This is a genomic window from Achromobacter xylosoxidans (genome assembly GCF_014490035.1).
In the GTDB taxonomy this organism is placed as follows: domain Bacteria; phylum Pseudomonadota; class Gammaproteobacteria; order Burkholderiales; family Burkholderiaceae_B; genus Achromobacter; species Achromobacter bronchisepticus_A.
This window is the reverse complement of sequence record NZ_CP061008.1, coordinates 2,906,471-2,918,334: the sequence shown is the minus strand read 5'-3', so window position 1 is coordinate 2,918,334 and position 11,864 is coordinate 2,906,471. Positions and strand designations below refer to the sequence as shown.

The window sequence follows — 11,864 nt, the reverse complement described above, 5'->3', positions numbered from 1 at the left end:
CATGGCGCGCGGCAGCCTGTCGGGATTGAAGCTGTCTGCCCGGCTATGGCTGGGCGATGCCGCCTTGGCGGGCGCCGGCGTGGCGCTATGCACGGCGCCCGCATGGCTGTACGCAGCCTTGCCGGGAGTGCTGGGCATGGCTGCGGCGGCGTTGACGCTGCCCCTGCCGTTCGCGGGCTGGGCGATGCTGCGGCTGCCTTTTGCCGCGCGCCCGCCAGGCGCGGAGGACGGCATACGCCTGCAACCCGAAGACGCTCCCGCGCTGTTCCGCGAGATCGAGCAAGTGCGCGCCCGCCTGGGTGCGCCGGCGCTGGATGCCGTCTACCTGAACGGCGAGTTCAACGCCAGCATCCGGCAGCACCGGCGCCTGCTGGGCCGCACGCGCAACGTGCTGTGGCTGGGACAGCCGCTGCTGGAGATGCTCTCGGCCGAGTCCTGCCGCGCCATCCTGGCGCATGAATGCGCGCATATCGCGGGCAGCCACGGGCGCTACGCCAGCCGGGTGTACTTTGCGCGCCTGCAATGGCAAGAAGCCGCAAGGCAGCTGGAACGGCGCAAGGGGCTGTCGACGGGACCGCTGCGCCTCTTCATGAATTGGCACGTGCCGCGCTTTTTGGCGGCGAGCCTGGATTTTGCGCGGGAGTGCGAGTACGAGGCCGATGCGCAGTCTGCGCTAGCCTGTGGCGCCGATACCGCAGCGAGCGCGCTGCTGGCCGTGTCCTTGCTGGGCCGGGCCTTGCGCGAGTATTGGCCGGACGTCTACGCACAAGCCTCTGACGCACAGCCACCCTCGCCACATGCGCGGCTGGCCGGCGCGGCCGAGCTGCCCTGCCCTCGCGACGAGGCCGAAGCGCAGGCCTGGCTGCATCAGGCGCTGTGCATCCCAACCGCCGATGACGACACGCATCCTTCCCTGTCGGACCGTCTGGCCGCGCTGCATGCAACCAGCGCCAGTCCCCTGCCCTGGCGCCGCGCCGCGCCCAATGCCGCTGAAGCATGGCTGGCCGACCAGCGCCTGCCCCTGGCCCGTGCGCTGGATGAATCGCAGCGCGACGCCATTGAGCAGGCCACCCGCGAGGCGCAAAACGAACGCGACGAAGCCATTGCCGGCCATCACGAGCTGCTGCGCAAGCAGCGCCTGCGCACGCTGTCGGCCGACGAACGGGCGCGCATGGCCTGGTACGCCGACACGCTGACCGGCGACGCGGACGGCGCCGCCGCCATGCTCGAACAGAATTTGCAGGATCATCCCGGCCACCTGCCCACGCTTTGCCAACTGGCCGCGCTACAGCTACGACGGGCTGCCCACCAGACCAACGCCGAGACTTCGCGCCTGGAAGCAGGCGCCGAGGCGCTATGGCAGCAAGCCATCGAGCAACCCGGCCTCCATCGCCAGCCCTGCCTGCGCCAGTTGACGGCAGCGGCGCTACGGCGCGGTGATGCCAGCCAAGCGCAAGCTTGGCGGGTGGAGGCGGACAGGCTGCAGCGGCAGCTCCAGACCGAGGACGGCCACGCGCGCTACCAACCGCATGGTCTCAGTGAATCCGAACTGCGCAAATTCGCCGACACGCTGGATCCGCTACTGCGCGCCGCCACCGGCGTCTGGCTGTTGCGCGAAGCCGGCAACGGCCATCTCGCGCTGCTGGTGCTGGCGCAGGATTCGGCATGGGCGCGCGCCATCGGCAAACTGACGGGCGAACAAAGCTATTTGCGGCGCGATTGCGAGATGCTGCTGGCGCGGCTGCTGCCGCGCCTGCGCCTCCCTGTCGAACCTGTGCTTATGGAGGCCGGCGACCCCTTGCTGAGCCAGTGCACACCGGCCGGCCTGCTGCGCCGGACCGGCGCCTGAGCGGCTCGAACACCGAACGCCGCGCCACGCACTATCGCTGCAATCCGCAACAGTATTGCTATCGGTTGTGGGAACCCGACAGTGCTCTGCGCATAAACAGCTGATTAAGCGCGCGTCGCGCGAGGCCATTGATTTGCATCAATCGCGCCTGGATTTTCCAGCACTAATCTGAACCTGACCTCCTTTGCAAAATCCTCGTTCGTGCATTTCCAGACCATGTGCTGAATCCGGAGGTCCAAGCAGCTCTGCCATGGAACAGAACTACTGAGGCTAGGCATTTTTTTTGTCGGTTCGATCTGCCATGCGCGTTGCCTGTACGTCCCCTCTCCCCCTCGGCCTCGTCTGCCGTCGCACCGCCTTGCGCGCGCGCCCGGGTTCAGCCTCCGTCCATTTCCCGCCTCTGATCGGAATCGCTTCGGTTCCCTGATCGCCCGGCACTTTCACCGCACCTCCATGGCTGCCGTCTGAGTAGACGGGAAGCCACACATTCCTGCGCGTCGTTATATGACCCTATTTATTGTTGTAACAACAACGATAAACAGGCTTATTCTTGTTGCCTGCCCTCGTCGGTTGTTCACCCACCGGCAAATTCAATTGGCAGGCATTACGCGCAGACGATCACTTCACTGAATTTCTTTTGATTAAGTGAGTAGAGAAGATGCAGCCCTTGTCACCAATTGACGTCCGCTTGTCATTCAAGCTTTCCAGCGCATTCCTGATCGCGTTGGGCGCTTTCCCCGCCTACTCCCAGACCATCGACGGCGGATCGATAGTCACCGTTCCCGGGTCGCAGAGTTCGCCCTGGAACCTGGGAGCCAGTTCCCTCACGGTAGGCAACACCAGTACCGGCACGCTGCAGATTGGCGCGACCGGCGTGGTGTCCAACGGATCCGGCTTCATCGGCCGGCAGGTCGGCAGCACCGGCCATGTGACGGTGAGCGGCACGGGAGCGCAATGGACGAACAGCGCTGGCCTGTCCGTAGGGTTCTCGGGCACGGGCACGCTGGGTGTTTCGAACGGCGGTGTCGTCAGAAGCACGACCAACACTTATGTGGGCGTGGCGGCGGGCGGCACCGGCACCGTTACGGTAAGCGGCCTGGGATCGCAGCTGAACACCACCGGCTTCATGCGCGTGGGCCAGACCGGCAACGGCACGCTGCAGATCAGCGACAGCGCGGTCGTGAGCAATGCGGCCGCCGTTGTCGGCTACGACCCGGGCAGCGTGGGCGTGGTGACGGTCAGCGGCGCTGGCACGCAGTGGAACAGCAGCGCTCAACTCAGCGTGGGCGCTTCGGGCAACGGCGCCGTGACCATTTCGAACGATGCCGTGGTCAGTGCGACCAGCGCCGTGGTTGGCGGAGCGGCCAGTTCACAAGGCGTCATCAATATCGGCGCTGCCGCGCTGGCCGCTGCGGCGGCCCCTGGCACGCTGTCGTTGACGGGCCCCAGTCCCAGCCTGACCCTGGGCGCAACAGGCGGACTGGTGTTCAACCACACCAACACCGCCGGCTATGTGTTTACTCCCGGCATCACCGGCGCGGGCAAGCTCAGCACCTACAACGGCACCACAATACTGACCGCCAACAACAATTACACGGGCGGTACCACGATCGCCGGCGGCACGCTGCAATTGGGCAATGGCGGCACCAGCGGCGCCATCGTGGGCAACGTCGCAAACAACGGCATCCTGAACTTCAACCGCACTGACAGCGTGACGTTCGCAGGCCTGATCTCGGGCAGCGGCGTGGTCAACCAGAATGGCACGGGCGCCACGATACTGACGGCCAACAACACCTATACCGGCGGCACCGCCATCGCGGCTGGAACCTTGCAGTTGGGCAATGGCGGCACCACGGGCGCGATCGTCGGCAACGTAGCGAACAATGGGGCGCTGGTGTTCGATCGCTCCAACACCCTGACGTTCGCAGGCCAGATTTCCGGCAGCGGTTCGGTCAGCCAGATCGGCGCCGGCACCGCGGTGCTGACAGGCAACAATACCTATGCGGGAGGCACCACGATCTCTGCGGGCACGCTGCAACTGGGCGATGGCGGCAGTTCGGGCGCCATCCTGGGCAACGTGACCAACAATGGGGCGCTGGCCTTCAATCGCTCCGATACCGTGGCATTCCCTGGCCTGATCTCCGGTAGCGGCGTGGTCAACCAGATCGGCGCGGGCACGACCATCCTGACGGCGGACAATACCTACACCGGCGGCACCACGATCTCGGCCGGCACGCTGCAGCTGGGCAACGGCGGCACCTCGGGCGCCATCCTGGGCAACGTCGCGAACAATGGCGCGCTGACGTTCAACCGCTCCGACGTCCAGACCTTCTCCGGGCTGATCTCCGGCAGCGGCAGAGTCAACCAGATCGGCTCTGGCACCACGATCCTGACCGCCGACAATACCTACACCGGCAGTACCACGATCTCGGCGGGCACGCTGCAGCTGGGCAATGGTGGTACCTCGGGCGCCATCCTCGGCAATGTGGTCGACAACGGAGCGCTGACCTTCAACCGCTCGGACACCATGACGCTCGCAGGCCAGATTTCGGGCAGTGGCGTGGTCAACCAGATCGGCACCGGGACCACCGTATTGACAGGCAACAACAGCTACACCGGCGGCACCACGATTGCCGCAGGCACCCTGCAATTGGGCGACGGCGGCGCGTCGGGCGCCATCGTGGGCAATGTGGCAAACAATGGAGTCCTGGCTTTCAACCGTTCCGACGTAGTGACCTTCGCCGGCCAGATATCCGGCAGCGGCGTGGTCAACCAGATCGGCTCTGGCACCACGATTCTGACCGCCGACAATACCTACACCGGCGGCACCACGATCTCGGCAGGTACGCTGCAGCTGGGCAACGGCGGCACCATTGGCGCCATCCTGGGCGACGTCGCAAACAACGGCACGCTGAGCTTCAACCGCGCCGACGTCCAGACCTTCCCCGGCCTGATCTCTGGCAGCGGCACGGTCAACCAGATCGGCACCGGCACCACCATCCTGACAGCGGACAATGCCTATACGGGTGGCACCACCATTTCCGCAGGCACGCTCCAGCTGGGCAATGGCGGCACGTCCGGCGCCATCCTGGGCGACGTGTCCAACAACGGCGCATTGACCTTCAACCGCGCTGATATCCAGACCTTCCCCGGCCTGATATCCGGCAGCGGCACGGTCAACCAGATCGGCACCGGCACCACCATCCTGACGGTAAACAATACCTACACGGGCGGCACCACCATTTCCGCAGGGACGCTCCAACTGGGCAATGGCGGCACGACCGGCGCCATCCTGGGCAACGTGGACAACAACGGCGCGCTGACCTTCAACCGCTCTGATGTCCAGACCTTCGCCGGCCTGATCTCCGGCAGCGGTGTGGTCAACCAGATCGGCACCGGCACCACCATCCTGACCGCAGATAACACCTATACCGGCGGCACCACCATTTCCGCAGGCACGCTCCAATTGGGCAATGGCGGCACATCCGGCGCCATCCTGGGCGACGTGGCCAACAGCGGCGCGCTAAGCTTCAATCGCTCCGACGCGGTCACGTTCGCCGGCCTGATCTCCGGCAGCGGCACCGTCAATCAGAACGGCACCGGCACGACGATCCTGACTGCGCAGAACACCCATGGCGGTCCGACCAACGTCAATAACGGCGTGCTGCGCGCGGGCGCGGCCTCCACGCTGAGTCCCAACTCAGCCGTGAACGTGGCGGCAGCGGGTACGCTCGATCTGAGCGGCTACAACCAGACTGTGGCCGGCGTGACCAATGCCGGCCTCATCAACATGGGCACCGGCACCGCGCCCGGCACCACGCTGACGACGCCGAACTACGCAGGCCAGGGCGGCAGGATCGCGATGAACACCTTGCTCGGCGACGATAGTTCGCCGTCAGACCGCCTGGTGATCAATGGCGGCACGGCCTCAGGCTCGTCTTCACTGATCGTCACCAACGCCGGCGGCGCGGGCGCCGTGACTACCGGCAACGGCATTCTGCTGGTCGATGCCGTCAATGGCGGCACCACGGCCACCAGCGCGTTCACGCTAGGTAATGCCGGCGGCTACGTCGCCGCGGGCCCGTATGCCTATACGTTGCAACGCTCCAGCGTGGACGCCAGCGGGCTGCAGAACTGGTACCTGCGATCGACGGTGGATTGCGCCGCCGCGCCCAGCAATCCCGCGTGCAAGAACCCCGAGCCCCCGGTTCCACCGAACCCGCCCGAGCCGCCGGTGCCGCCCAACCCGCCCACGCCCGTGCCGCCCGCACCGCCCAACTACCGGCCCGAAGTCTCCACGGCCGTGGCGACGCCGGAGCTGGCCTTGCGCTACGGTTCGACCTTCCTCGACTCGCTACATGAACGCATCGGCGAGGCGCGCTACGCCCTGCCCTCCACGCCGACCGGCAGCAATTCCCTGGCATGGGGCCGCGTCATCGGCGTGACAGGCGAGCGCAACGGCAGCAACTCGGGCATCCTGGGATCCCGAGGCCCGGACTACGACTACAAGATCTATGGCCTGCAATCCGGCGTGGACCTTTATCGCCGCGCCAACGCCAACGGCAGCATGGACCACGCCGGCGCTTATGTCGCCTTCGGCCGCGCCACAGCCGACGTCGACCACCTGGATGGCCGCTCGGCCGGCCAGGCGGCCATGAACGGCGTGACGCTGGGCGGCTACTGGACGCATATCGGCAAGGAAGGCTGGTATGTCGACGCGGTGATCCAAGGCACGCGCTACGACGTGGACAACGGCCGCTCGCCCGCGGGCTACAACCTGGACACGCGCGGCTTCGGCTTCGCGACCTCGCTGGAAGGCGGCTATCCGTTCCGCCTGAACGACGAATGGGTGATCGAGCCGCAGGCGCAACTGGTGTTCCAGAATGTCAACCTCAACGATGCCAACGACGGCGCCGCCAAGATCCGCTTCAACGACGTAGACAGCCTTAGGGGCCGCCTGGGAGTGCGCCTGGCGCGCACGGTGGAACTGGATCCCGGGCCAGACGGCAAGCGGGTCGCGACGACCTGGCTGCGCGCCAGCCTCGTCAACGAGTTCCTGACCAATCCGACCACCGAGTTCTCATCACAGAACGGCTATGTACCGTTCCGGGCCGACATGAAGGGCGCATCGGTGCAACTGAACCTGGGCGCGGACGTGGGCGTCAAACGCAATGTCTCCATGTACGGCAGCGTGGGCTCGGAGATCAGCCTGAGAGGCGATGGCCAGAACTTCAACGGCAAGCTCGGCGTGAAGATCGCGTTCTGAAGCGCAAGCCCGCGGATCGCGGCCTATCCTGCCCGATCCGCGAACCGCGATGCCCGATCAGCGGAACCGCAGGTGCCGCCGCTGCAGTTCGGCGACGGTCCTGCACCCCATCAGCTTCATGGCCCGCTCGATCTCGACCCGCATCAGTTCCAGCGCGCGCTCCACGCCCGGCCGGCCCGCGGCCGCCAGCGGGAATAAATAGTAGCGGCCCAGGCCCACTGCCTTGGCGCCCAGCGCCAGGGCCTTGAGCACGTGAGTGCCGCGCTGCACGCCGCCGTCCATCATCACGTCGATACGGTCGCCGACCGCGTCGACGATTTCCGCGAGCTGGTCAAAGGCGCTGCGCGATCCGTCCAACTGGCGGCCGCCGTGGTTGGACAGCACGATGCCGGTGCAGCCGATGTCGGCTGCGCGCCTGGCGTCTTCCACCGACATCACGCCCTTCAGGCAGAATTGCCCGCCCCATTCCTGCACCATCGCGGCGACATCGTCCCAGGTCATGGCCGGGTCCAGCATGTCGGTGAAGTAGCGGCTGATGGACATGGCGCCGCCGCCCATGTCGACGTGGGTGTCCAGCTGCGGCAGCCGGAAGCGTTCGTGGGTGAGGTAGTTGAGCGCCCAGGCGGGCTTGATGGCGAACTGCGCGATGCCGGCCAGGTTGAGCCTGAACGGAATGGCGAAGCCGGTGCGCTTGTCGCGCTCGCGGTTGCCGCCTGTGATGCTGTCCACGGTCAGCATCATGACCTGCACGCCGGCCTCTTTGGCGCGGGCCATCATCTCGCGGTTCAGGCCGCGATCCTTGTGGAAGTAGAACTGGTAGACCTGGGGGCCGCCGCTGATCTTGCGGGCTTCTTCCAGGCTGACGGTGCCCAGCGAGGACACACCGAACATGGTGCCGAACTTGCCCGCGGCGGCGGCCACGGCGCGTTCGCCGTCATGATGGAACAGGCGCTGCAAGGCGGTGGGCGAGCAATAGACCGGCAGCGCCAGCTTCTGGCCCATGACCGTCACCGACATGTCCACCTCCGCCACGCCGCGCAGCACATCGGGCAGCAGGTCGCAGGATTCGAAGGCCGCGGTGTTGCGGCGGTAGGTGGTTTCATCGTCGGCGGCGCCGTCGATGTAATTGAAGATGGGGCCTGGCAGCCGCTGGCGGGCCATGCGGCGAAAGTCGTGGAAGTTCTGGCACTGGTTCAGACGCATGGGTGGACCTTTATCGACACTACACGTACAGACAGGCTGAGCCCCCGGATGGAGCGGGACGAATTGTAGACCGACGGCCGCATTTCCCGGCGCGTCGAAGCGGGCGCCACCAAAGATCGTGTTAAATGCGGGCTCTTGCTTCTTGAACGGACTTGGCCCGCAATGCCCCATCCCCTGCTAAAACCGGCCGCCTGGATCGCCGCCGCCGTGCTGTCGCTGCCCGCGGCAACCGCCTTGGCGCAACAGAACCTGGAGCGGGCCACCTCCCTGGCCCAGATCCACGCCATCATGGAGTATTGCAAGGTGCTCACCCCTGAACTGCTGGAGATCCTGAAGAAGCGGCAGCAGTCGGCAACGCGCGAGTCCGGCGTGTCGTCGCTGGCATTCGATGCGGAGTATCTGCGCGCCTACACCAAGGCGCGCAAGGACATGGCGGATTTCGGAGAGGAAGAAAAGGAACTGACCTGCCAGCCCATGCGGGCCATGGCCGGCCAGGACTGAGCGGGCATCGCCACGCGCCCGAATGGCTGTGCGGCGCCTTGAAACATGGCGCCGCCAGGCGTAGTCTCACATCGCTGATTCTTCTCCCACTGCCAAAGCCAGGAGCGATTCATGGCGCAGAAAGAACGACACAAGGGCCGCTTGATCGATCACATCGGGCTGGTCGTGCGCGACCTGCCCGCCAGCAAGGCGTTCTACACGGCGGTCTTCGATGCGTTGAAGATTCCCATCGGCGGCTCCGACGGCGCAGACTTCTGGACGGACGAGCTGTTCATTTCGTCGCGCGGCAGCGCCGAGATGCAGGGCGAACTCACCGGCCGCATCCACCTGGCCTTCCAGGCGGAAGACCAGGCCATGGTGGATGCCTTCTACAAGGCGGCGATGGCGCACGGCGGCCGGGATAACGGCCCACCGGGCGAGCGCGCCGCCTACCATCCCGGCTACTACGCCGCGTTTGTGCTGGACCCGGACGGCAACAACATCGAAGCCGTCACCCGCGCGGGCGCACAGCGCAGTGCGGCTTCGGTGCGGATCACTTACTGAACGCGCCGCCAGCGCCCGAGGCCGGCTGTCATGTCGCGCCCCGCGGCGCCTGGATCATCTTCCAGCCATTGCCCGCCGGATCGCGAAAGCCCGCGTCCACGCTGCCGTAGCGTTCGATGGGTTCCTGCGTGAACTCGACGCCCAGGGCCTGCAACCGGGCATAGTCTGCGCGGCAGTCGGCCACATGCAGGACCAGGGGCGGCATGGCCCCCTTCGCCACCATGGCGCGCAAGGTCTGCGCCGTGGCCTCGTCGTGGATGGGCGGGCCGGGCGCGAACAGGCCGAGCTGGAACGAGGGCTGGTCCGGATGCTGGACCGTCAGCCAGCGGTACGGTCCGTTGCGCACGTCCGTGTGGACATGGAATCCAAGCTTGTCCACGTAGAAAGCCAGCGCCGCATCCTGATCATCCACGTATATGCCCGCCACATTGATGCCTGAGTTCATGAGACCTCCTTGGTTAATGGCGGCAATTTACCGTCGGCCTCGCGGCGGCGCTTCTCCAAAACAGCGATGTTGAGATCGGGGCGCTGCGCGGCCTTCGCAACGCAACCGGGCATGCGGTCCAACGGCGGCGTTCCCTCCCGCGCCTGCGCCCGCATGGCGCTGGGGCTGAGACCGGTAATGTCGCGGAAGATGCGGCTATAGGTGCCCAGGCTTTCCCAGCCGGTGGCGTAGGCGATTTCCGTGACGCTCCGCTCCGTGTCCCGCAGCATGGCCACGCTTTGCTCGATACGCCGCGTCAGCAGATAGCGGTGCGGCGGCAGGCCGAAGGCGCGCTTGAAGGAATGCGCAAAATGGGCCTTGGAGATGCCGCTGACCTCGGCCAGGCGCTCCACCGGCCAGGCCTCGTGCGAGGCCGCGTCCATGCGGTCCTTGACGCGCAGCAGGCGGCGCAGCAAGCCCGGATCCTGCTGCTGGCCCGCGCCTGGCGCGGTTTGCGCCAGCAGCGTTCCCAGCTTCAGCAGGGCGTCTTCCTGCACCGTGCTATAGCCCACCACCACGCCCGGCGCCAGATCCACCTTGCGGCAGAAGTCCGCCACCGGCTGCATGCCCACGCCCGCGGCCCGCGCCGCCGCCACGGCCTGCGCCACATCCCAGCCGGGAGGCAGCCACCACAGCAGGTGAAAGCCCGCGTGCTCGCCACCGACGCGTAACGCATCGTTGCCGACGGCCTGGCGCAAGGCGCGCAGCACGGCGTCGCGCCGTCGCGCGTACACGCCGCGCGCCTTGCGCACGTGGCGCGCGAAACTGCCGTCCTGCAGGAACGCCGCCAGCGTCATTTGCTCGATGATGCTGGGCGAGCGCCCCGCGCGGCGGCGCGCCTGCACGAAAGCGGCCGCCAATTCCTTGGGAACCACCGCATAGCCGATGCGCAGCGCGTTGAACAGGGTCTTGTTGAAACTGCCGCAATGGATGACGCGGTCGGCCGTGTCCAGGCTTTTCAGGGCCGCCAGCGGCGCGCCGTCGTAGCTGAATTCGCTGTCGTAGTCGTCCTCGACGATCCAGCAGCCGGCCTGCGCGGCCCAGTCCAGCAGCTCCAGACGGCGGGACACGGACATGGTGGCGCCAGTGGGCGCCTGGTGCGCGGGCGTGACGTGCACCAGCTTCACGCCGCGCTGGCGCCGCGCCTGCGCCACCGGAAAACCTTCGGCGTCGATGGCCAAGGGAACGATGTGCCGCGTGTACTGGCCGAAGATGGGTTCGGCGTTCAGGTAGCCCGGATCCTCGATCAGCACCTTGTCCTGCGGCTGCAGCAGGAGATGGCCGCAGAGGTCCAGGCCGTCGCGGATGCCGCCCAGGACGATGACCTGGTCCGGATCGCAGCTGATGCCGCGGGCCGCGCCCAGGTAGCGGGCGATCTGCTCGCGCAAGGGGCGCCAGCCTTGTGGTTCATCGTTGGCAAGCTGGGCCGGCGTGACGCGCCGCGCGCTGGTCATCAGCCCCTTGCGCCAGCGTTCCATGGGAAAGAGCGCGGCGTCGGCGCTGCGGGAATAGAACTGGGAGTTGGGCTGCGTCGGCGCGAAGATCGCGGCCATGTGCGGGCCGGCCCCGGGTGCGCCGACCGTTGGCCCGCCTGCTTGCGTTGCCGGGCGCGGCCCCGGGGTCTGGGACGTTGCGGCGCCCTGGCCCGGCAACCCCGCCCGGAAAAAGTTGTCCGGAATCACCGCCGCCACATGAGTGCCCGAACCGACCGTGCCCGCGGTATAGCCTTCGCTGCGCAATTGATCGTAGGCAGCCTCGACCGTGGAGCGCGCAATGTGCCAGCGCCCGGCCAGGCTGCGCGTGGACGGCAGGCGCGCACCGGACGGCAGCGCGCCCTTCAGTATGCGTTCTCGGATCTCGCGGTAGACCCAGGCCTGCTTGGATTCCCCGGGCCGCGCGGCGTCCATCGGCAGATCCAGGCTGGCTTCCTGGCGTTTCGCGCCTGGCTGCGCTACGGAAAGTGGCTTGTTCATATTGGCAGAAATGGCTCTATTCCATGTAGCCATTCTATCGGTAGA

The 11,864-nt window shown here is 66.7% G+C and carries 7 protein-coding genes; 4 read left to right on the top strand and 3 right to left on the bottom strand.

Annotation, left to right across the window (positions count from 1 at the left end; all coding sequences use genetic code 11):
- Position 1 precedes the first annotated feature (1 nt).
- Together IAG39_RS13645 and IAG39_RS13640 are read left to right on the top strand one after the other, a co-directional pair.
- Positions 2–1,849 (top strand): M48 family metallopeptidase, encoded by a 1,848-nt coding sequence (locus IAG39_RS13645; RefSeq protein ID WP_118932133.1) that lies wholly within the window; start codon positions 2–4, stop codon positions 1,847–1,849.
- A gap of 688 nt (positions 1,850–2,537) precedes the next feature.
- On the top strand, positions 2,538–7,115 hold the full coding sequence (locus IAG39_RS13640; RefSeq protein WP_165867806.1) for an autotransporter-associated beta strand repeat-containing protein: 4,578 nt from the start codon (positions 2,538–2,540) through the stop codon (positions 7,113–7,115).
- Positions 7,116–7,172: 57 nt separating this feature from the next.
- Here the strand turns inward: IAG39_RS13640 and IAG39_RS13635 are convergent, their stop codons facing one another.
- Positions 7,173–8,318: an alpha-hydroxy acid oxidase gene (locus IAG39_RS13635; protein ID WP_059373308.1), complete on the bottom strand. Its 1,146-nt coding sequence runs from the start codon at positions 8,316–8,318 to the stop codon at positions 7,173–7,175.
- 162 nt (positions 8,319–8,480) lie between these two features.
- Here IAG39_RS13635 and IAG39_RS13630 point away from each other — a divergent pair, with 162 nt between their 5' ends.
- Both IAG39_RS13630 and IAG39_RS13625 read left to right on the top strand, forming a co-directional pair.
- Positions 8,481–8,819: a hypothetical protein gene (locus IAG39_RS13630; RefSeq protein WP_059373310.1), complete on the top strand. Its 339-nt coding sequence runs from the start codon at positions 8,481–8,483 to the stop codon at positions 8,817–8,819.
- A 111-nt stretch (positions 8,820–8,930) separates the two neighbouring features.
- The gene (locus IAG39_RS13625; protein ID WP_118932131.1) at positions 8,931–9,362 is read left to right on the top strand and encodes a VOC family protein; all 432 of its coding nucleotides are present in this window, start codon (positions 8,931–8,933) and stop codon (positions 9,360–9,362) included.
- Positions 9,363–9,390: 28 nt separating this feature from the next.
- On the opposite strand, the gene IAG39_RS13620 is transcribed toward IAG39_RS13625, so the two are convergent.
- Entirely contained in the window at positions 9,391–9,807 is a 417-nt protein-coding gene (locus IAG39_RS13620) for a VOC family protein (RefSeq protein ID WP_118932130.1), read from the bottom strand.
- Positions 9,804–11,819 (bottom strand): aminotransferase class I/II-fold pyridoxal phosphate-dependent enzyme, encoded by a 2,016-nt coding sequence (locus IAG39_RS13615; RefSeq protein WP_118932129.1) that lies wholly within the window; start codon positions 11,817–11,819, stop codon positions 9,804–9,806. Before IAG39_RS13615 ends, IAG39_RS13620 begins: the two co-directional genes overlap by 4 nt.
- Between the last annotated feature and the right edge of the window lie 45 nt (positions 11,820–11,864).